19 protein-coding genes are annotated in these 18,518 nt (G+C 69.2%); 10 read left to right on the forward strand and 9 right to left on the reverse strand.

Annotated features, from left to right (window positions below):
- Window positions 1–41: 41 nt before the first annotated feature.
- The 3 genes from RQP53_RS21345 to bufA2 all read right to left on the reverse strand — a co-directional run bounded on the left by RQP53_RS21345 (window position 42) and on the right by bufA2 (window position 2,018).
- A complete protein-coding gene (locus tag RQP53_RS21345; protein WP_315652721.1) occupies window positions 42–854 on the reverse strand; it encodes an HvfC/BufC family peptide modification chaperone in 813 nt (270 codons plus the stop codon).
- Window positions 848–1,696, reverse strand: a complete 849-nt coding sequence (bufB, locus tag RQP53_RS21350) for an MNIO family bufferin maturase (RefSeq protein ID WP_315652722.1) — start codon at window positions 1,694–1,696, stop codon at window positions 848–850. Before bufB ends, RQP53_RS21345 begins: the two co-directional genes overlap by 7 nt.
- 61 nt (window positions 1,697–1,757) lie before the next feature.
- Entirely contained in the window at window positions 1,758–2,018 is a 261-nt protein-coding gene (gene bufA2 / locus RQP53_RS21355) for a BufA2 family periplasmic bufferin-type metallophore (RefSeq protein ID WP_315652723.1), read from the reverse strand.
- Window positions 2,019–2,168: 150 nt separating this feature from the next.
- Here bufA2 and RQP53_RS21360 point away from each other — a divergent pair, with 150 nt between their 5' ends.
- From RQP53_RS21360 to RQP53_RS21370, 3 genes are all read left to right on the forward strand, one after another.
- Complete coding sequence (locus RQP53_RS21360) at window positions 2,169–3,467, forward strand: MFS transporter (RefSeq protein ID WP_315652724.1); 1,299 nt, start codon at window positions 2,169–2,171, stop codon at window positions 3,465–3,467.
- Window positions 3,464–5,026 carry a glycoside hydrolase family 10-like protein gene (locus RQP53_RS21365; RefSeq protein ID WP_315652725.1) on the forward strand — a complete coding sequence of 521 codons (1,563 nt, stop codon included), beginning with the start codon at window positions 3,464–3,466 and terminating at the stop codon, window positions 5,024–5,026. Before RQP53_RS21360 ends, RQP53_RS21365 begins: the two co-directional genes overlap by 4 nt.
- Before the next feature lie 103 nt (window positions 5,027–5,129).
- Window positions 5,130–5,897, forward strand: coding sequence for a ParA family protein (locus RQP53_RS21370; RefSeq protein WP_315652726.1), 768 nt, complete (start codon window positions 5,130–5,132; stop codon window positions 5,895–5,897).
- Window positions 5,898–5,935: 38 nt separating this feature from the next.
- Here RQP53_RS21370 and RQP53_RS21375 read toward each other — a convergent pair whose 3' ends face one another.
- A complete protein-coding gene (locus RQP53_RS21375) occupies window positions 5,936–7,051 on the reverse strand; it encodes a patatin-like phospholipase family protein (RefSeq protein ID WP_315652727.1) in 1,116 nt (371 codons plus the stop codon).
- Window positions 7,052–7,156: 105 nt separating this feature from the next.
- Complete coding sequence (locus tag RQP53_RS21380) at window positions 7,157–7,507, reverse strand: hypothetical protein (protein WP_315652728.1); 351 nt, start codon at window positions 7,505–7,507, stop codon at window positions 7,157–7,159.
- Window positions 7,508–7,711: 204 nt separating this feature from the next.
- Here RQP53_RS21380 and RQP53_RS21385 point away from each other — a divergent pair, with 204 nt between their 5' ends.
- Together RQP53_RS21385 and RQP53_RS21390 are read left to right on the forward strand one after the other, a co-directional pair.
- Entirely contained in the window at window positions 7,712–8,260 is a 549-nt protein-coding gene (locus RQP53_RS21385) for a cytochrome b (RefSeq protein ID WP_315652729.1), read from the forward strand.
- 41 nt (window positions 8,261–8,301) lie between these two features.
- Window positions 8,302–8,808, forward strand: coding sequence for a P-loop nucleotide/nucleoside kinase family protein (locus RQP53_RS21390; protein ID WP_315652730.1), 507 nt, complete (start codon window positions 8,302–8,304; stop codon window positions 8,806–8,808).
- A gap of 26 nt (window positions 8,809–8,834) precedes the next feature.
- Here RQP53_RS21390 and RQP53_RS21395 read toward each other — a convergent pair whose 3' ends face one another.
- From RQP53_RS21395 to RQP53_RS21410, 4 genes are all read right to left on the reverse strand, one after another.
- On the reverse strand, window positions 8,835–9,521 hold the full coding sequence (locus tag RQP53_RS21395) for a YceI family protein (protein ID WP_315652731.1): 687 nt from the start codon (window positions 9,519–9,521) through the stop codon (window positions 8,835–8,837).
- A gap of 136 nt (window positions 9,522–9,657) precedes the next feature.
- Window positions 9,658–11,976 carry an ATP-dependent DNA helicase gene (locus RQP53_RS21400; protein ID WP_315652732.1) on the reverse strand — a complete coding sequence of 773 codons (2,319 nt, stop codon included), beginning with the start codon at window positions 11,974–11,976 and terminating at the stop codon, window positions 9,658–9,660.
- Complete coding sequence (locus RQP53_RS21405) at window positions 11,976–12,899, reverse strand: hypothetical protein (protein WP_315652733.1); 924 nt, start codon at window positions 12,897–12,899, stop codon at window positions 11,976–11,978. The genes RQP53_RS21400 and RQP53_RS21405 overlap by 1 nt, the downstream gene beginning before the upstream one ends.
- Before the next feature lie 45 nt (window positions 12,900–12,944).
- On the reverse strand, window positions 12,945–13,643 hold the full coding sequence (locus tag RQP53_RS21410) for a class I SAM-dependent methyltransferase (protein ID WP_315652734.1): 699 nt from the start codon (window positions 13,641–13,643) through the stop codon (window positions 12,945–12,947).
- Window positions 13,644–13,708: 65 nt separating this feature from the next.
- On the opposite strand from RQP53_RS21410, the gene RQP53_RS21415 reads away from it, so the two are divergent.
- The 5 genes from RQP53_RS21415 to RQP53_RS21435 are packed head-to-tail and all read left to right on the forward strand — an operon-like array spanning window position 13,709 to window position 18,495.
- Window positions 13,709–14,602, forward strand: coding sequence for an N-acetylmuramoyl-L-alanine amidase (locus RQP53_RS21415; protein ID WP_315652735.1), 894 nt, complete (start codon window positions 13,709–13,711; stop codon window positions 14,600–14,602).
- Window positions 14,603–14,610: 8 nt separating this feature from the next.
- Entirely contained in the window at window positions 14,611–15,621 is a 1,011-nt protein-coding gene (locus RQP53_RS21420) for an ABC transporter permease (protein WP_315652736.1), read from the forward strand.
- Window positions 15,621–16,547 carry an ABC transporter permease subunit gene (locus RQP53_RS21425; RefSeq protein WP_315652737.1) on the forward strand — a complete coding sequence of 309 codons (927 nt, stop codon included), beginning with the start codon at window positions 15,621–15,623 and terminating at the stop codon, window positions 16,545–16,547. The genes RQP53_RS21420 and RQP53_RS21425 overlap by 1 nt, the downstream gene beginning before the upstream one ends.
- Window positions 16,547–17,536: an ABC transporter ATP-binding protein gene (locus RQP53_RS21430; RefSeq protein ID WP_315652738.1), complete on the forward strand. Its 990-nt coding sequence runs from the start codon at window positions 16,547–16,549 to the stop codon at window positions 17,534–17,536. The genes RQP53_RS21425 and RQP53_RS21430 overlap by 1 nt, the downstream gene beginning before the upstream one ends.
- The gene (locus RQP53_RS21435) at window positions 17,488–18,495 is read left to right on the forward strand and encodes a dipeptide ABC transporter ATP-binding protein (protein WP_434064137.1); all 1,008 of its coding nucleotides are present in this window, start codon (window positions 17,488–17,490) and stop codon (window positions 18,493–18,495) included. The genes RQP53_RS21430 and RQP53_RS21435 overlap by 49 nt, the downstream gene beginning before the upstream one ends.
- Window positions 18,496–18,518 lie beyond the last annotated feature (23 nt).

Below are 18,518 nucleotides of genomic sequence, written 5' to 3' on the forward strand. Positions count from 1 at the left end.
ATGCGCTGAAGCGCCATTTCCTGCTGGCGCGCAGGGGAAATTCAGTCCGGCGCGACTTGGCTTTGCTCGGCCAGGCTTTCCTCGGCCAGCCATTGCTGCAGATGGCCGATCACCCGCGCTGCCGCCTCTTGCTCACCGGCTTCGCTGGCCGCCAGCGCACACAGTGCGGCAAAGCTGGCGCCGTCGAACACCGCCGTCCATAGCGCAGCTTCCAGCCCGGTGACCATGCGCCACTGCGTCTGCAGCCCGCGGCGCCAGACCAGCAGCAGTTGCTGCAGCGGCTCGGGCGCCGCCAGCTCGCCGGCCGGCTCGCCCTCGGTCTGGCGCAGCAGCGCCCGCCAGGCCGGCGCGATCGCCCAGTGGAGCGCCAGCAGCTGGGCGCTGGCACGCGGGCGCAGGCGCAGCGCGGCCCACTGCTCGGGGGGCAAGCTTGCCAGCGTGGCGGCCTGCAAGGGCTGGTCGTCGGGCGCATCAAAGGCGCCGCGCAACGCCCAGTCCATCCGGGCCAGATCGAGCAGGGCCGGATGCGGCAGCAGCGCGGCGCCGGCACCCGCCAGAAACTCGGGCAGCCGGTCGCCAAACCAGCGTATCGAGGCATGGACCGAAGGATGCGCGGCCAGATAGGCCAGGCCCATCGCATCAAAGGCCTCGTCGCCGAGTGCCTGGTGCAGCACCGCGTAGTTGTCGCGCAAGGCGGCCAGCAAACGGGCGCGGTAGGCATGGCGGTAGGCGGCCAGGCCGCGCTCGCCGGCCACGCCAACAACGCCGGCCTGCCCGGAAAACACGGGCGCCTCATCACTGAGCACGGCAGCCTGCAGGCGCTGCTGCAGGGCGAGCAACTCGCTGTTCAGCATGGCTGGGCCTCGGCGGCAAAGAGCTCGACCGAGACCTGCCGTGCCTGGTCCAGCTCCTGCAGCAGCTCGGCCAAGGGCGGGATGTGATCGTCGCGCTCAATCATCGTCGGCACCGGCCGGCCCAGGCGCTCCAGCGTGTGGCGATAGAGCTGCCAGACCGGATCGCAGACCGGGTGGTCATGGGTATCGATCACCAGCTCGCCCAGGTCTTCGTGGCCGGCCAGATGGATCTGCACCACCTGCTCGGGCGGCATCTGGTCGATATAGGCCTTGGCATCGAAGCCGTGATTGCGCGCCGAGACATAGACGTTGTTGACGTCCAGCAGCAGCTGGCAGCCGCTGCGGCGAAGCAGCGTCGCGACGAACTCGGCCTCACTCATCTCGTCTGCCACAAAGCGCACATAGCTGGAGACGTTCTCCAGCACCAGCGGCCGCGCCAGCAACTCCTGCACCTGCTCGATGCGGCTGCAGAGATGATCGAGCGCTGCCCGGGTGTAAGGCATGGGCAGCAGATCGTGAAGATTGCGGTGGTCGACGCCGGTCCAGCAGAGGTGGTCAGACAACCAGGCCGGCGCGATGCGATCGGCCAGCTGGCGCAGGCTGCGCAGATAGTCCAGATTGAGCGGGTCGCTGGACCCTATCGACATCGACACGCCATGCATCACCAGCGGGTAGTCGCGCCGGATGCGTTCCAGATGCGCCAGCGGTGCGCCACCGGGCACCAGGTAGTTCTCGGAAATGATTTCGAGCCAGTCGGGGCGCTGCCCGGCGGGCAGACCTGCCTCGAAATCGGCATAGTGCTCGGTGCGCAGACCGAGCCCAAAGCCCTGGACGTTTGGCATGGGGACTCCATCAGCACCGCGGCCAGGCCGCGGTGCGCTTCACAGGCGATGCGTATGCGGCTTACTTCAGCACCGTGCCGCCGGCCTTCGAGCATTCGCCAGCACTGGCCTTGCTGACCCAGCCCTGGCCCTTGCAGCTGTTGTGGCCCTTGCACTCGTTCTTGGCCGTCTTGCACTCGGACGTGCCCTTGCAGCTGTTGATGCCCGAGCACTTGACCATGCCGGCGTCGGCGGCCTGCACCGTGGTGCTGACGGTGGCGGTGGCGAACAGAGCGGCAGCAGCGGCGGCGACGGACAGGCCGGTCTTCAGGGATGCGTTCATGGGGTTCTCCTGTTTCGGTTGGGGTTGAACAGGCTGCAGCGGCGCCGCAGCATGTGCCCTTCGGTCGCGGTGATGCCGCCAGTCCTTACAGCGCGTCCGATAAATATCTTTGCCGCGCCGCCCCGGCGGAATCGGCGACACTGCGCCGCCATGACGACCGTGCGATCAAGCCCCTGGGCCTGGGTGCCCAGCCTCTATCTGGTGCAAGGCCTGCCCTATGTGCTGGTGATGAGCTTGTCGGTGGTGATGTACAAGAACCTCGGCCTGGGCAACACCGAGATCGCGCTCTACACCTCCTGGCTTTACCTGCCCTGGGTGATCAAGCCGCTGTGGTCGCCGCTGATCGAGCTGCTGGGCCGCAAGCGGGGCTGGATTGTGGCGATGCAGGGGCTGGTGGGCGCGGCGCTGGCCGCCCTGGCGCTGGCCTTGCCGCAGCCCGGTTTTGTGCAGGCCACGCTGGCCCTGTTCTGGCTGATGGCCTTTGCCTCGGCCTCACACGACATCGCCGCCGACGGCTTCTATCTGCTGGCATTGCCGCGCCATCAGCAGGCGGCTTTCGTGGGCGTGCGCTCCACGTTCTACAAGCTGGCGAACATCGGCGCCCAGGGCGGCCTGGTCTTTCTGGCCGGTTGGCTGCAGGCCGAGAGCGGCAGCTTCCAGAGCGCCTGGGCCCAGGTCTTCGGCCTCGCCGCCGCGCTGCTGCTGCTGGCCGCGCTCTACCACCAGCTGCGCCTGCCCAAGCCCGTGGCCGATCAGCCGCAGGGCGCCGCCTTGGCTCCGGTGGCCCGCGAAAGCCTGCAGGTGTTTCGCAGCTTCTTTGCCCAGCCGCGCATCGCCGTGGTGCTGGCCTTTTTGCTGCTCTACCGCTTTCCCGAGGCCCAACTGCTGAAGCTGGCCAGCCCCTTTCTGCTTGATGAGCGCAGCGCCGGCGGCCTCGGCCTGTCCACCCAGGCGCTGGGCCTGGCCTATGGCACGGTAGGCCTGGTGGCGCTGATGCTGGGCGGTCTGCTCGGCGGCTGGCTGATTTCGCGCCATGGCCTGCGCCGGCTGCTCTGGCCGCTGGTGCTGGCCATGCATCTGCCCAATCTGGCCTTTGTGGCGCTGGCGCAGATGCAGCCGGAATCGCTGGCGCTGATCAGCGCGGCGCTGGCCATCGAGCAGTTCGGCTATGGCCTGGGCTTCACCGCCTATCTGGTCGCGATGATGCTGTTTGCCGAGGGCGATGGCGACAAGGGCGAGAACCGCTACAAGACCGCGCACTACGCGCTGTGCACCGGCTTCATGGCCCTGGGCATGATGCTGCCTGGGCTGTGGAGTGGCTGGCTGCAGGCCCAGCTCGGCTATCTGCACTTCTTCCTCTGGGTGTTGCTGGCCACCTTGCCCTCGCTCGCGGCCACGGCGCTGTTGCGCGTGCCCGAGGGCTTTGGCCGGCAGGAGCCATCAGCATGAGCAACATCCCCACCCGCCGCCAGGCGCTACAAGGGCTGGCTGGCCTTGCTGCGATCGGCCTGGCGGGCTGCGCCGCGCCCCATAGTCGAGGTCCAGGTCCAGGTCCAGGCCCCGGCCCGCGCCTGCGCACCGCCCCCGAGCTGGCCGCTGCCGCCCCGGCGCCGGCACGCGAGTTCCGCGCCGCCTGGGTCGCGACCGTCGCCAATATCGACTGGCCCAGCCGCGCCGGCCTCAGCCGCGAGCAGCAGATCGCCGAGATGCTGGCCCTGCTCGATCGGGCCCAGGCACTGCGCCTGAATGCGCTGATCCTGCAGGTGCGCAACAGCGCCGATGCGATCTACCCGTCGGCGCTGGAGCCCTGGAGCGAGGTGCTCAGCGGCGTGCAGGGCCAGGATCCCGGCTGGGACCCGCTGGCGCGCTGGGTTGACGAGGCCCATGCCCGCGGCATCGAGCTGCATGCCTGGTTCAACCCCTACCGCGCGCGGCCCAGCGGCGCCCGCGGGCCGCGCGCCGCCGGCCATCTGAGTCAAACGCGGCCGGACTGGGTCAAGGCCTATGGCGATCAGCTCTGGACAGACCCGGGCGAGCCCGAGGCGGCGGCGCACACGCTGGCTGTCATCGACGATGTGCTGCAGCGCTATGCCATCGATGGCGTGCACATCGACGACTACTTCTATCCCTACCCGATCAAGGACGCGTCCGGCAGCCAGGAGCTCGACTTCCCCGACGAGCCGAGCTGGGCCCGTTACCGCGCCGGTGGCGGCCAGCTGGCGCGAGCCGAGTGGCGGCGCGACAACGTCAACCGCCTGGTCGCGCAACTCAGCCAACAAGTGCGCCGCAGCCGCCCCGGCATGTTGCTGGGCATCAGCCCCTTTGGCCTGCCGCGGCCCGATCTGCGCCCGGCCGGCATCAGCGGTTTCTCGCAGTACGACAAGCTCTACGCCGATGTCGAGCGCTGGCTGGCCGAGGGCTGGCTGGACTATCTGGCACCGCAGCTCTACTGGCCACGCGCCCAGGCGGCTCAGGCTTTTGCGCCGCTGCTGCAGGCCTGGCGTGGCCTCAACCCCAAGAGCCGGCACATCTGGCCGGGCCTGTTCAGCAGCCGCATCAACAGCAACGCCGACAGCTGGCAGCCCGACGAGATCCTCGGCCAGATCGCACTGAGCCGCGCGGGCAGCGATGCGCCCGGCCATGCCCACTTCAGCATGGTGGCGCTGGCGCAGAACCGCCGCGGTCTGGCCGATGCACTGCTGGCCGGGCCCTATGCCGAACCAGCGCTGCCGCCGGCCATGCCCTGGCTGGCCGAAGACCGCGCCACACCGCCGCCGCCGACGGCCCCGCTGCTGGAACAGCGCGCCGATGGCAGCCTGCGCCTGCACTGGCAGGGCAGCGCCGGCGCCCATCTGCTCTGGCTGCTGCACGACGATGGCCGCTGGCGCTGGCAGCGGCTCTGGGGCCGGGAGGCCCTGCTGCCGGCCCAGGGCTGGCAGGCGCTGGCGCTGGCCGCGCTGGACACCGCCGGCCGCGAGGGGCCCCGGCAGGCCTGGCGCCGCGCCTGAGGCCGAGCCCGGTCTGGCGCTGAAGTAGGGAGCCCTCCCGCCATCCAGGCGTCAATGTTGCAGTGCACAATAGGCCATCTGCAGCTGCACGGGAAGGGTTCTTATGCGTCGTGTCGTGTTCAATCAAAAAGGCGGAGTCGGCAAGTCCAGCATCACCAGCAATCTGGCCGCGATCGCCGCCGCGCAGGGGCGGCGCACCCTGGTCGTCGATCTGGACCCGCAGGCCAATACCAGCCGCTACCTGCTCGGTGACGCAGCCGATGAGCCCACGCCGGGTGCGGCCGAGTTCTTCGAGACCACGCTGAAGTTCAGCGTGCGCACGCCCAAGACCAGCGACTTCATCGTCGAGACGCCCTGGGAGAACCTGCATCTGATGCCGGCCAGCGCCCTGCTCGAGGAACTGCACAGCAAGCTGGAGAGCCGCTACAAGATCTACAAGCTGCGCGACGCGCTGCGCGAGCTGGCCGGCGATTACGACGAGGTCTGGATCGACACGCCGCCGGCGCTGAACTTCTACACCCGCTCGGCGCTGATCGCCGCCGAGGGCTGCCTGATTCCCTTCGACTGCGACGAGTTCGCCCGCCGCGCGCTCTACGGCCTGCTGGACAGCGTCAAGGAAATCCAGGCCGATCACAACGAGCAGCTGCAGATCGAGGGCATCGTCGTCAACCAGTTCCAGCCGCGCGCCGCGCTGCCGCAGCGCACCGTGCAGGAGCTGCTCGATGAAGGCCTGCCGGTGCTGCAGCCCTACCTGAGTGCCAGCGTGAAGATGAAGGAATCGCACGAACTGGCGCGGCCGATGATCCACCTGGACGCGCGCCACAAGCTGACGCAGGAACTGCTCGCGCTGTACGCGGCGCTGCCGGGCTGAGCGGCTGCGCCCCCGGGGCCGCCAGGGCGACCCGGCGTTCAGAGAAACTCGCCGCGGATGTCCACCGTCGAGTCGATGCCGATCTGATCGAAATGCTCCCCCAGCCAGGCCAGCGCCTGGCGCCGGCCGGCATCGCGCAGCTCGCACAGATAAGGCCAGGCGGTATCCATCTTCGAAGCCACACCCTGGGCGGCCATCAGCGCATCGCTGCGTATCGAGTGGATGCGCATGCGCCGGGCATCGTCGGGCGAGAGCTTGCCGCGGTCAATCAGGCTGGTGACGAAGGCGATGGCGCGCATCTCGCGCATCAGCGAGGAATTGAAACTGATCTCGTTGACCCGGTTGGCAATCTCGGCCGCGGTGCGCGGCACGCCGCGGCGCAGCACCGGGTTGACGTGGACGATCAGCACATCGGCGCTGTCGCACTCATAGATCAGCGGGAAGATGGCCGGGTTGCCCATATAGCCGCCGTCCCAGAAATGCTCTCCGTCGATCTCGACCGCCTGGAACAGCGTCGGCAGGCAGGCACTGGCCAGCACCACATCGACGCTGAGCTGCTGGCGCTCGAAGACCTTGATCTTGCCGGTCTCGACATTGGTGGCACTGACAAAAAGCTTCAGCGCGGGGCTGGCCCGCAGGGCCTCGAAGTCGATCTGCTGCTCCAGCACCTCGCGCAGCGGATTGATGTTCAGCGGATTGAGCTGGTAGGGCGACATCATCTGCATCAGCCCGCTCATCCACAGATAGGGCGGCGACCATTCCAGCGGCACCGCCTGCTGCATGCCATGCATGAAGACATCGAGCCAGGGCGGGCGCAGCAGATTGAAGCGACCGGCCTCGGCGATGGCCTGCCAGAGCCGCTGCAGCGACTCGCGCGCCCCATCGACGCCGCCACGCCGCCAGCCATCGGCCAGCGCCACCGCATTGAGGCTGCCGGCGCTGGTGGCGCTGAGCGCTTCCAGCGTCAGCCGGCCATCGGCCAGCAAGGCATCGAGCACGCCCCAGGTGTAGGCGCCATGGGCACCGCCACCCTGCAGCGCCAGGTTCAGCGGCTTGAGCGCCGAGCCATGGCCGGCTGCCTCCGGCTTGGCCGAAGCCTTGGCTTGGGGCCGGGACGCGGCGGTGCGCGGGGCGGGCGGAGAACGTCTCACCATGGCAGGCCTCTGGCAATGCGGCTGGGGCGGCGCGTACTGCACAGGGCCGCGGGTACGCCCACTCTAACCGGAGAGTGTCGGGCCGGGTTTCATCACAGCGTCAACTCAATCCGATGACTCGCAGCGCTGTGTAGCCAATGCCCGGTCTCGCGCGCCCACGCCGGCCAGCTCGGCGTCGCCGAGGCGCTCGCTACAGGCCATGCGCAAAAGGCTTCGATGCGCCAGGCCTGCACGGGCTTGCAGGTTGATGTTGCGCAGCGAACGCTGGCCCAGGGCCTCGGGCCGTGTCGGGTCCGCGAATCGCGGCTCGTCGGCCTGTTCGGCAGGCTGCTGCACCACAGCGAGCAGCCCGGCCAGCATCAGGCACAGCAGCTGCACGCGCAGACGCAGGCCGACGCCCAGCATCAGCCCTATCCAGCCGCGCGATGCACGGCGCCAGCGAAGCAGCGGTTCCATGGGCGAAGAAGTGTGGAAAACGGCAGATCATAAGACGCACAGTCTGGACGCTATCAAGAGGCCTCGCCGCCATCCGGTGCCTGCCCAACTGGGACGAAGCAACGGTTCGCTGTTCGCGCAGCCCAGCTCGTGCACAAACTTTGCACACTTCGCCGGACTGCGGCAACAATCGCGGCCTCATTCATCCAACAGCGCACCGCCACCATGGATCAGCGTCAGCGACTCAGCCCCCTCACCATCACCCTGCACTGGTTGATCGCCGCGGCGATGATCACGCTGCTGATCGTCGGCCTGCTGATGAGCCGTCTGGAAATCTGGCCGCTCTACCCCTGGCACAAGGCCTTTGGCATGCTGGTGCTGCTGCTGACCGTGCCGCGCGCGCTGCTGCGGCTGCGCGAAGGCTGGCCCGCGCCGCTGGGGCCAACGCCGCCGCTGCAGCACCGCCTGGCCCTGCTCACCCACGGCGCGCTACTAGCCTGCACCCTGTTGATGCCATTGAGCGGCGCCCTGCACTCGGCCGCCAGCGGCCACGGCATCAATGTCTTCGGCCTGGAGCTGGTGCCGCTGCAGATGGACCCGGCCCACCCGGGCGAGGTGCTGCCCTTCAACGCTGCGGCCGCCGAGTTCGGCGAAACAGCCCATGAGCTGCTCGGCTACACGCTGATCGGCTTGCTGCTGCTGCACCTGGCCGGCGCGCTGAAGCATCACTTCATTGACCGCGACGCGATCTTGACGCGGATGCTGGGGCGCTAACGCCAAGCCTGCCCACACCCCCCCTAACGAGAGAATCCCGGATGCCCACCGTCCACCTGATCGAAGGCCCCGTCGGCGCTGGCAAGAGCACCTATGCGCTGCGCCTGGCCCGTGAACTCGGCACCGTGCCGCTGGCGCTGGACGCCTGGTTCGCCCGGCTGTACAGCCCGGACCGCCCCAGCGGTGATTTCATTCCCTGGTACGTCGAACGCAAGGCGCGCTTGCTGGAGATGCTGTGGCAGCACAGCCAGCAGTGGCTGGCCGCCGGCCACGATGTGGTGCTGGAGCTGGGTCTGATCCAGCGCCAGCCCCGCCACGCTTTTTGCCGCCAGGTGCTGGACAGCGGCCATGCGCTGCAGCTGCATGTGCTGGATGCGCCCCGCGAGTTGCGCCGGGCTCGCGTTCAGCAGCGCAATACCGAGCAGGGCGAGACCTTTGCGATGCTCGTGCCCGAGCCCATCTTCGAGCTGGCCAGCGATCTGTGGGAAGCGCCGGACGAGGACGAGGCCGCCGAGTGGCCGGTGCGCCATATCGACAGCAGCGCCTGAAGCAGGCGCTGCGGCTCAGCGGCGGCTCAGTGGCTTGAACCGGCCTTGCCGCCCTTGCCCATCTGGTCCGCCATGCCGCCCATCGGCTTGACGCCCAGCGCCGTCGTCGCATGGCCGGCATCGCCGTCGGCGCCGACGGCGGCTTCGAGCTGGATGTTGACGGCCAGCGCGTCGCCAACCAGGTCCGCGTAGGCATCCAGGCCAAAGTCGGAGCGCTTGATCGTCGTCGTTGCCGCAAAGCCGACCGAGGGTTTTTCGCTGACCTGATTCAGGCCCAGCTTGTTGAAGCGCAGCTGCAGCGTCACCGGCTTGGTGACGCCGGCCAGGCTGAGCTCGCCGTGCAGCAGGCCTTGCTGCGGCCCGGTCTGTTCCAGCTTTGTGCTGCGAAAGCCGATCTCGGCGCGGCTGAACAAGGCCTTCCAGGCGCTGTCGCCGCGGATCTGCTGGTTCCAGACGGCGTCGCCCATGTCCAGCGAGGGGATGGGCATCTTCACCGCCACCGAGGACTGGCTCCAGTCCTCGGCATCAAAGACGAAATTGCCCGGCGCCAGGCGCAGCGTGCCAAAGAGCTGGATGAAGCCCTGGTGCTCCAGATTGAAGCTGACCCGGGACAGCTTGCTGACGATGGTGTAGGTCTGCGGGGCGGCGGTGGCCGGGCCGGCCAGCAGCAGGCCAGCGAGCACGGAGGCGGCGATCAGGGTTTTGGTCATCATTTGAACTTTCGAGACGGGTGGGGTGGCGCTGCAAACCGTGCAGCGAAGGCCTGGTTTGTAGTGGGCGCCCCGCCCCGCTGACCTGAAATCCGCCTGAATCGCGCCTGAATCGCTCTGAAATCGCCTGTGCTGGCGCTCAAGCGCCATCCAGGCGCCACCAGGCCGGCAGCAGCGCACGCACCTCGCGGCGCGCAAAGCGGTCGTCGATCAGGTGCAGATGGCCTTGATCGCTGACGGTGCGTATGACCCGCCCGGCCGCCTGCACCACCTTCTGCAGGCCCGGGTAGAGGTAGGTGTAGTCGTAACCGGCGCCGAACAGCTGCTCCATCCGTTCGCGAATCTGCTCATTGACCGGGTTGAGCTGCGGCAGGCCCAGCGTGGCGACAAAGGCGCCGATCAGCCGCTGGCCCGGCAGATCGATGCCCTCGGCAAAGGCGCCGCCCAGCACCGCCAGGCCGATGCCGGCGCGGCCCTGCTCGTCGAAGCGGGCCAGGAACTGGCGCTGCTCGGCCTCGCTCATGCGGCGCTGCTGGGCAAACACCGGCAGGGCCGGATAGTGCGTGGCCAGATGGTCCTGCAGCTGCTGCAGATAGTCGTAGCTGCTGAAGAAGGCCAGGTAGTTGCCCGGCGCGGCGGTGTACTGGTGCGCCATCAGCGCGGCAATCGGCGCCACGGACGCGGCACGGTGCTGGTAGCGGGTCGAAATCTGCTGGTGGATGCGCACCTGCAGCTGGCTGGCCTCGAAGGGCGAGGCCATGTCCATGGCCACATGCTGTTCGGGCAGGCCCAGCAGATCGGCATAGAAATGGCTGGGCTGCAGCGTGGCCGAGAACAGCGTGGCGCAATGCGCCGCTTCCAGCCGCGGGCGTAGAAACGGCGCCGGCACGATATTGCGCAGGCACAGCGTCGCGGCGGCCGTGGGTTTGGCCACGCTTCTGGCGCTCCGGCGCGGCTCGGCCAGGCTCAGATCGACCAGCGAATGACTGTCCAGCTGCTCGGCCAGCCGGGCCAGCTGCAGGGCCTCGAAATAAAAGGCCTGCAGCGCCGGGTCGGGCTTGAAATGCGCGGCATCGTCCAGCGCCGCACTGAAGTGTTCGCCCAGCACGACGATGCAGTTCTGCAGCGCGGCAAAGAGCTTGTCCGGCAGCGCCGGCAGCACCGCGTAGGGCTCGGTCTGGGCGCGCGCGAGCACGGTCCAGGCGCGAGAGAGCTTGTCCAGCGCCTTCTTCAGCGCCGGATCGGCGCGCGCCGCGCTGCCGCGCCGGGCCTCGGCCAGCGTCTCGGGCAAGAGCTCGGCGCTGTACATCTTGCGGCCGCGCTCTAGCAGGTTGTGCGCCTCGTCAACCAAGAGGCCGACGCGCCAGTCGTTCAGCTGCGTCAGGCCATGCAGCAGCGCGGCAACGTCGAAGTAGTAGTTGTAATCGCCGATCACCACATCGACCCAGCGCGCCAGCTCCTGGCTCAGGTAGTAGGGGCAGACCTGATGGGCCAGCGCAATCGCGCGCACGGCCGCCTGGTCGAGTTGCGCGGGCGCAGCCACGGCCTCGGCGCGCGCCGCCGGCAGCCGCTCGTAAAAGCCTTGGGCCAGCGGGCAGGACTCGCCATGGCAGGCGCGGTCCGGGTACTCGCAGGCCTTGTCGCGCGCGACCAGCTCCAGCGTGCGCAGTGGCGCGCCGGCCTGACGCAGGCGCTGCAGCGCGTCCAGCGCCAGCTGCCGGCCCGAGGTCTTGGCGGCCAGGAAGAAAACCTTGTCCAGGCGCTGCCCCGGCATCGCCTTCAAGAGCGGAAACAGCGTCCCCAGCGTCTTGCCAATGCCGGTGGGCGCCTGGGCCAGCAGGCAGCGGCCCGAGGCGGCGCCGCGGTAGACGGCCTCGGCCAGCGCCCGCTGGCCCTGGCGAAACTCGCCAAAGGGAAAGGCCAGCACCTGCAGCGCCGCATTGCGCTGCTCGACATGGGCCAGCTGCTGCTCGGCCCAGCCGAGAAAGCGCTGGCACAGCAGCTCGAAGTGGGCGCGCAGCTCGGCGGCCGTGCAGCGCTCACTGAACACCGTTTCCTGCTGCTTCAGCACATGGAAATAGACCAGGGCCAGCTCGATCTCGTCCAGCCCCTGCTGCGCGCAGAGCAGCCAGCCATAGACCTTCAGCTGCGCCCAGTGCAGCGCCCGGTGCGCCTCGGGCTGGCGGTCGAGCCGGCCCTTGTAGGTCTTGACCTCCTCCAGCCTGCCCCGCGCCGGATCGAAGCCATCGGCACGACCGCGCACCACGAGCCGCCCGGCATAGTCGCCGCTCAAGCTCAGCTCGGCCTGGTAGCTGGCACTGGCCTCGGCGCGGCCCTGGGCCACCAGCGCATGGCCGGCAATGCCTTCCTGGGCGCTTGGTGCGGGGGTGAAACGCAGGTCCAGATCACCGCGCTTGGCACTGAACTCGCAGAGCTCACGCACGGCGATGCTGTACATCAGCCGGCTCCGTCAGGCGCGGCCACAGCGGCCACAGCGACGGCGGCGGCCACCGCATCGACGCGATCCTGCAAGGGCAGCTGGCCGGCGGGCTCGTTCTCGTCAAGCGCCTCCTCGCGGCGCAGCGGCGCCGCCTTGGCCAGCGCCAGCCAGACGGCAAAAGGCAGCGTGCAGGGCTGGTGCCGGGCCGGGCGCAGCAACTCGAACTGGCCATCGCCCACATCGCCATGCAGCACCCAGACGCCGAACTCCAGCGGAATCTCGTTGGGCTTGGCCACGCCGGCCGGGAACACGTAATAGACCTCGCTGCACAGCCATTGATACGCCGCTCGCTTGGCGGCATGGCGCAGGTCAGACAAGAGATCGGCGCGGCTGAACTTGATCTCGTGAACGATGGGCTGCAGATAGGCCGGCACCGAGGTATTGCGCAGCGAGAACAGATCGGGCCGGGCCATGCGCCAGACCTTGCGGGCAGCGACGGCGACCGCGCTATCGGGCAGGGCCTCGCCGAACAGCGAGGGCGGTGGCGCCTCGGCGGCCTGCAGCGCCGGGGTCAGGTCTTGCGCGCTGCCATCGCTGCCGCACAGCGGCAGCGGCGGCGCCGCCTCGGCCTCCAGCTGCGCGCGCAGCGAGAGCTCGCGCCAGACGATGCGGCCGCTATCGATCAAGCGTTCGGCGAACTTCTGCGCCAGCCGGTCATGACCGCTGGCCGCGCGAACGCCGCGCTGGCGCGCCTCGGCCAAGAGTGCAATGCCGGCCTCGCTGAGCCGCAGCGTCTCGCGGCCATCACTGCCCTGCTGCAGCTGCAGCAGGCCGGCCGCCAGCAGATCGATCTCGATGCCATCCTTGCAAGGCCAGCCGGCCGAACGCCAGACCTGCATCAGGCGAGCGCGGTGGTGGCGGGTCAGGGCGGGCGCGGTCATGGCGGGCGGGCGAGAGACACAGACTACTGATTATAAATACAGTATTCACCTCACCGGCCGCTGTGCCACCGCCCAGCGCCGCCCCGGCTCCAGCCACTCGACACGGCTCAGGCCATGAGGGCTCAGCAGTGCCTGCACCTCTGCCTCGGCCAGTGGCAGCAGGCGAAAGCTGTGCCGCCAAAGCTGATCAGCGGCGCGGTAGGCCAGCGTCATGGCGACACTGCCATCGTCATGGCGGCGCACCGTCTCCAGCGTCAGCGCCATGCCGTCCAGCTCGCCGAGCGGTCCAGGCTCGGCGCTGCGCAGCCAGGCAGCGTCCTGTCGCTCCAGCAGCAGCACACTGTGTGGCGTCAGGTGCCTGGCAGCCGCGGCGACCAGGGCCTGGCGCAGCGCTGCATCGACTTGGTTGATCAGCCCGCTGGCCAGCAGCACCACATCGAAGCGCTGATCCAGGGCCAGGCCTTCGATATCGGCCAGGCAAGACCTGACCCCCGGCAGGGCCAAGGCATCCAGCTGCGCCAGCATCTCGGCCGAGTTGTCGACAGCCACCACCACGCAGCCCAGCTGGGCCAGCCGGCGGCTCAGCCGGCCGGTGCCACAGCCGAGTTCCAGCACCGTCGCGCCCGGCTTCAGCCAGCGCAACAGGCCTTCCAGCTCACCGCGATAAGAAGACCGCTGATACAGCTCGACCGAACAGCCATCGCGGGCCTGGGCGCCCGGCCCCTCACCATGGAAATCCGTCATTGCCGCCACTGTGACCCTCCTGTCTGCGCTGCCGCATTCTGGCCTGCTGCACAATCCCAGCCACGATGAGATTGCGCCTTGCTGCCCCTGCCTCCCTGGCCACGTTTCCAGCACGCTTCCCCGCCACGCTGCTGGTCGCGACGCTGATGCTGGCTGGCTGCGCCACGGCACCGCCGCAAGGCGTCCGCATCGACACCCGCTATGTGTCTGAGAACCAGGACAGCCGGGTGCTGTTCCTGGTGCTGCACTACACGGTGGGCGATTTCGAGAGCTCCTTGAAGACGCTGACCACCGGCGGCAAGGTCTCGGCACATTACCTGGTGCGTGACGAGCCCGTCACCACCTACCGGCTGGTCGACGAGAGCCGGCGCGCCTGGCATGCCGGCGTCAGCTACTGGCGCGGCTCGGCCAATATCAATCCGGGCTCGATCGGCATCGAGATCGTCAATCCGGGCCGCCTGGTTGGCGCCGATGGCACGGTCAGCTATGCGCCCTACCCGGACAAGCAGATCGACGAGGTCATCCAGCTGTGCAAGGAGATCGTCGCGCGGCACCAGATCCGGCCCGAGCGCATCGTCGGCCACAGCGATATCCAGCCGCAGAGCAAGCAGGACCCGGGGCCCATGTTTCCCTGGAAGCGGCTGTGGCAGGCCGGCCTGATCGCCTGGCCCGATGAGGCCATGGTGGCCGAGCGCCGGCCGGGCTATGAGCTGTCCCTGCCCGACGTCGCCTGGTTCCAGGCCAAGCTGGCCCGCCACGGCTTTGATGTGCCGCGCAACGGCGAGCTGGACCGGGCGACGCGCAATGTCATCGCCGCCTTCCAGATGAAGTACCGCCCGGCCCGCTACGACGGCGAACCCGATGCCGAGACGGCCGCGCTGCTGGAGGTGGCCACGCTGCCCGAGGGCATGCGCATGGTCCGGCCGCAGCCGGCGCCGGCTGCCGAGAAGGCGCCATAGGGCCCGCGATGCCGTTCAAGTTCCTGCTCGGCCGCCTGGCCACCTTGCTGCCCACGCTGCTGGGCGTCACCCTGGTCGCCTTCTTCCTGATCCGCCTGGTGCCCGGCGACCCGATCGAGGTGATGATGGGCGAGCGCGGCCTGGACCCGGCCACCCACGCGGCGCTGGCCAAGCAGCTCGGTCTGGACCGGCCGCTGGCCGCGCAGTATCTGAGTTACGTGGCTCAGCTGGCCCAGGGTGATCTGGGCCAGTCGCTGATCAGCCATGAGCCGGTGGCCACGGAGTTTGCCCAGCGCTTCCCGGCCACGCTGGAGCTGGCCGGCGCCGCCCTGCTGCTGGCGGTGGCGCTGGGCCTCAGCCTGGGCGTGCTGGCCAGCCTGCGCCGCGGCTCGCTGCTCGACCAGGGCGTGATGGGGCTGGCGACGGTGGGCTACTCGATGCCGGTGTTCTGGTGGGGCCTGATCCTGATCATGGCCTTCTCGGTCAACCTCGGCTGGACGCCGATCTCCGGTCGCATCGCGATCGAGTACGAGGTCGAACGGCTCAGCGGCTTCATGCTGTGGGACAGCTGGCGCAGCAGCGAGGAAGGCGCGTTTCTCTCCGCGCTGCGCCATCTGGCGCTGCCGGCGCTGGTGCTGGGCACCTCGACGATGGCGGTGATTGCGCGAATGACACGCTCCTCGATGCTGGAGGTGCTGCGCGAGGACTACGTCCGCGCCGCGCGGGCCAAGGGCCTGTCGCCCGCCCGGGTGGTGATCGTCCATGCGTTGCGCAATGCGCTGGTGCCGGTGCTGACGGTGATCGGCATGCAGGCCGGCAGCCTGCTGGCCGGCGCGGTGCTGACCGAAACCATCTTCTCCTGGCCGGGCATCGGCAAATGGCTGATCGACGCGATCGCGCGGCGCGACTATCCGGTCGTGCAGGCCGGCATCCTGATCTCGGCCTGCACCTTCATCGCCGTCAACCTCGTCGTCGACCTGCTCTACGGCCTGCTCAACCCACGGCTGCGTTCGCGCTGATGTCAACCGTCCCGCCTCAGCCTCCGACACCGGACGCCTCACCGCCGTCGCCGCCCTCGCCGCCCTCGCCGGCCGCGGCCTTCTGCGCCGCCTTTGCCGCCAACCGCGGCGCGCTGGCGGCGCTGATCGTCTTTGCGCTGATCGCGCTGGCGGCACTGCTGGCGCCCTGGCTGGCGCCCTACAGCCCGATTGAACAGTACCGCGAGCACATGCTGACCCCACCAGCCTGGCAGGCCCAGGGCAGTGCGCGCTTTTGGCTCGGCACCGACGAGCTGGGCCGCGATCTGCTATCGCGGCTGCTGCATGGCGGCCGGGTCTCGCTGGGGATTGCGCTGGCCTCGGTCGTGCTGTCGCTCGTGCCCGGCGTGATGCTGGGCCTGACGGCGGCCTTCTTCCCCCGCTGGGCGGCGCCGGCCATCATGCGGCTGATGGATGTGATGCTGGCGCTGCCGGGCCTGCTGCTGGCGATCTGCGTGATCACCGTGCTGGGGCCAGGTCTTGTCAACACGGTGATTGCCATCGCCATCGGCGCGCTGCCCGGCTACACCCGGCTGGCCCGCGCCGCCGCGCTGGGCGAGCTGGGCCGCGACTATGTCAGCGCCAGCCGCGTGGCCGGCGCCGGCACGCTACGGCTGATGTTCTCTACGGTGCTGCCCAACTGCCTGGCACCGCTGATCGTCAACGCCACGCTGGCCTTCTCCTCGGCCATCCTGGAAACCGCCGGCCTCGGCTTTCTGGGCCTGGGCGTGCAGGCACCGACGGCCGAGTGGGGCTGCATGCTGGCGGCGGCGCGCGACTACATCGCCCGCGCCCCTTGGGTGGTGACGCTGCCGGGGCTGACCCTGCTGGTCACCGTGCTGTGCATCAATCTGATTGGCGACGGCCTGCGCGACGCGCTGGACCCCAAGCTGCGGAGACTCAGCTGATGAGCCATCACGAGCCAACCCTGCTGCGGGTGCGCAATCTGCGCGTCGAGTTCGGCGCGTTCGCGGCCGTCGATGGTGTCGATCTGGAACTCGGTCGCGGCGAGCTGCTGGCCCTGGTCGGCGAATCGGGCTCGGGCAAATCGCTGGCCATGCTGGCGCTCCTGGGGCTGGTGGATGCCCCCGGCCGCGTCAGTGCCGATGAGCTCAGCTTTGCCGGCCAGGACCTGCTCGCGCTGACGCCGGCCGAGCGCCGCCGCCTGACCGGGCGCGACATCGCCATGGTCTTCCAGGACGCGCAAGCCAGCCTGGACCCGAGCTACAGCATCGGCTTTCAGATCGAGGAGGCGCTGCGCCAGCACACCGGGCTGCGCGGCGCGGCGGCGCGTGCACGGGCGCTTGAGCTGCTGGAGCAGGTCGAGATCCCGGCGGCGGCCGAGCGGCTGCAGGCCTATCCGCACCAGCTCTCCGGCGGCATGAACCAGCGCGTGATGATTGCCATCGCGATGGCCTGCGCGCCGCGGCTGCTGATTGCCGACGAGCCGACCACCGCGCTCGATGTGACGATACAGGCGCAGATCATCGAGCTGCTGCTGAAGCTGCAGCGCGAGCAGGGCATGAGCCTGCTCTTGATCACCCACGACCTCGCCGTGGTGGCCGAGATGGCGGCCCAGGTGCGCCACCAGCTGGCGGTGATGTACGCCGGCCAGATCGTCGAGACCGGCACGCTGCCCGCGCTGTTCGAGGCCCCGCGCCATCCCTATACCGCCGCGCTGCTGGCCGCGCTGCCGGAGATGAGTGCCGGCCAGGCCCGGCTCAGCGCCCTGCCCGGCATCGTGCCGGCGGCACTGGATCGCCCTGGCGGCTGCCTGCTGGCACCGCGTTGCGCCTGGGCGCAGGCACGCTGCCGGGCCGAGCGCCCGGCGCTCGTGCAGGGCCTGCGCTGCCACTATCCGCTGGGCCAGGTGCCGGCGCCGGGGAGCAGGTCTTGAACGATGAAACGCTGATGCAGGCCGAGGGCCTGACGCGCCATTACCGCGTCAGCCAGGGCTGGTTCAAACCCCGGGCCACGGTGCGCGCGCTGGACGGCGTCAGCTTTTCGTTGCGCGCCGGGCAGACGCTGGCAGTGGTCGGCGAATCGGGCTGCGGCAAGTCCACACTGGCGCGCCAGCTGGTGCTGCTGGAGCCGCCCAGCGCCGGCCGCCTGCTGATTGCCGGCCGCGATGCCGCCGGGGCCAGCGCGGCCGAGCTGCGCCAGTTGCGCCAGCAGGTGCAGATGGTGTTCCAGAACCCCTTTGCCTCGTTGAACCCACGCAAGACCATTGCCGCCACGCTGGCCGAGCCGCTGATCATCAACACCCGCCTCGGTGCCGCCGAACGCCGGCAGCGGCTGCTGGCGATGATGGAGAAGGTCGGCCTGCGGCCCGAGCATCTGCAGCGTTATCCGCATATGTTCTCGGGCGGTCAGCGCCAGCGCATCGCGATTGCGCGGGCGATGATGCTGGCGCCGCGCATCGTCGTGGCCGACGAGCCGACCTCGGCGCTCGATGTCTCGATCCAGGCGCAGATCCTCAATCTCTTCATGGACCTGCAGCAGGACAGCGGCTGCGCCTATGTCTTCATCTCGCACAACCTCGGCGTGGTGCGCCATATCGCCGACGAGCTGCTGGTGATGTACCTGGGCCGCGTCGTCGAAAGCGGCAGCAAGGCGGCCCTGTTCGAGCGCCCGCTGCACCCCTACACCCAGGCCTTGATCAGCGCCACCCCGGTGCTGCACGCGGCCCAGCGCCGCCCGCGGATACGCATCCACGGCGAAGCCCCCAGCCCCCTGGCGCCGCCGAGCGGCTGCGCCTTCCACCCGCGTTGCCCACGGGCCGTGGCCCGCTGCGCCAGCGAGGCGCCGGCCCTGCGCGAGGTCGATGGCAGGCAGGTGGCCTGCCATCTGGTCTGAGGCGGTCTGAGGCCGCCTCAGAC

The sequence above is a fragment of the Roseateles aquae genome (assembly GCF_032337115.1).
Taxonomy (GTDB): Bacteria; Pseudomonadota; Gammaproteobacteria; order Burkholderiales; family Burkholderiaceae_C; genus Roseateles_C; species Roseateles_C aquae.

Excerpts from the sequence above, each read along its gene's own strand:
- RQP53_RS21345 (WP_315652721.1), bottom strand. The coding sequence starts at position 854 with ATGCTGAACAGCGAGTTGCTCGCCCTGCAGCAGCGCCTGCAGGCTGCC.
- bufB (WP_315652722.1), bottom strand. The coding sequence starts at position 1,696 with ATGCCAAACGTCCAGGGCTTTGGGCTCGGTCTGCGCACCGAGCACTAT.
- bufA2 (WP_315652723.1), bottom strand. The coding sequence starts at position 2,018 with ATGAACGCATCCCTGAAGACCGGCCTGTCCGTCGCCGCCGCTGCTGCC.
- RQP53_RS21360 (WP_315652724.1), top strand. The coding sequence starts at position 2,169 with ATGACGACCGTGCGATCAAGCCCCTGGGCCTGGGTGCCCAGCCTCTAT.
- RQP53_RS21365 (WP_315652725.1), top strand. The coding sequence starts at position 3,464 with ATGAGCAACATCCCCACCCGCCGCCAGGCGCTACAAGGGCTGGCTGGC.
- RQP53_RS21370 (WP_315652726.1), top strand. The coding sequence starts at position 5,130 with ATGCGTCGTGTCGTGTTCAATCAAAAAGGCGGAGTCGGCAAGTCCAGC.
- RQP53_RS21375 (WP_315652727.1), bottom strand. The coding sequence starts at position 7,051 with ATGGTGAGACGTTCTCCGCCCGCCCCGCGCACCGCCGCGTCCCGGCCC.
- RQP53_RS21380 (WP_315652728.1), bottom strand. The coding sequence starts at position 7,507 with ATGGAACCGCTGCTTCGCTGGCGCCGTGCATCGCGCGGCTGGATAGGG.
- RQP53_RS21385 (WP_315652729.1), top strand. The coding sequence starts at position 7,712 with ATGGATCAGCGTCAGCGACTCAGCCCCCTCACCATCACCCTGCACTGG.
- RQP53_RS21390 (WP_315652730.1), top strand. The coding sequence starts at position 8,302 with ATGCCCACCGTCCACCTGATCGAAGGCCCCGTCGGCGCTGGCAAGAGC.
- RQP53_RS21395 (WP_315652731.1), bottom strand. The coding sequence starts at position 9,521 with ATGATGACCAAAACCCTGATCGCCGCCTCCGTGCTCGCTGGCCTGCTG.
- RQP53_RS21400 (WP_315652732.1), bottom strand. The coding sequence starts at position 11,976 with ATGTACAGCATCGCCGTGCGTGAGCTCTGCGAGTTCAGTGCCAAGCGC.
- RQP53_RS21405 (WP_315652733.1), bottom strand. The coding sequence starts at position 12,899 with ATGACCGCGCCCGCCCTGACCCGCCACCACCGCGCTCGCCTGATGCAG.
- RQP53_RS21410 (WP_315652734.1), bottom strand. The coding sequence starts at position 13,643 with ATGACGGATTTCCATGGTGAGGGGCCGGGCGCCCAGGCCCGCGATGGC.
- RQP53_RS21415 (WP_315652735.1), top strand. The coding sequence starts at position 13,709 with ATGAGATTGCGCCTTGCTGCCCCTGCCTCCCTGGCCACGTTTCCAGCA.
- RQP53_RS21420 (WP_315652736.1), top strand. The coding sequence starts at position 14,611 with ATGCCGTTCAAGTTCCTGCTCGGCCGCCTGGCCACCTTGCTGCCCACG.
- RQP53_RS21425 (WP_315652737.1), top strand. The coding sequence starts at position 15,621 with ATGTCAACCGTCCCGCCTCAGCCTCCGACACCGGACGCCTCACCGCCG.
- RQP53_RS21430 (WP_315652738.1), top strand. The coding sequence starts at position 16,547 with ATGAGCCATCACGAGCCAACCCTGCTGCGGGTGCGCAATCTGCGCGTC.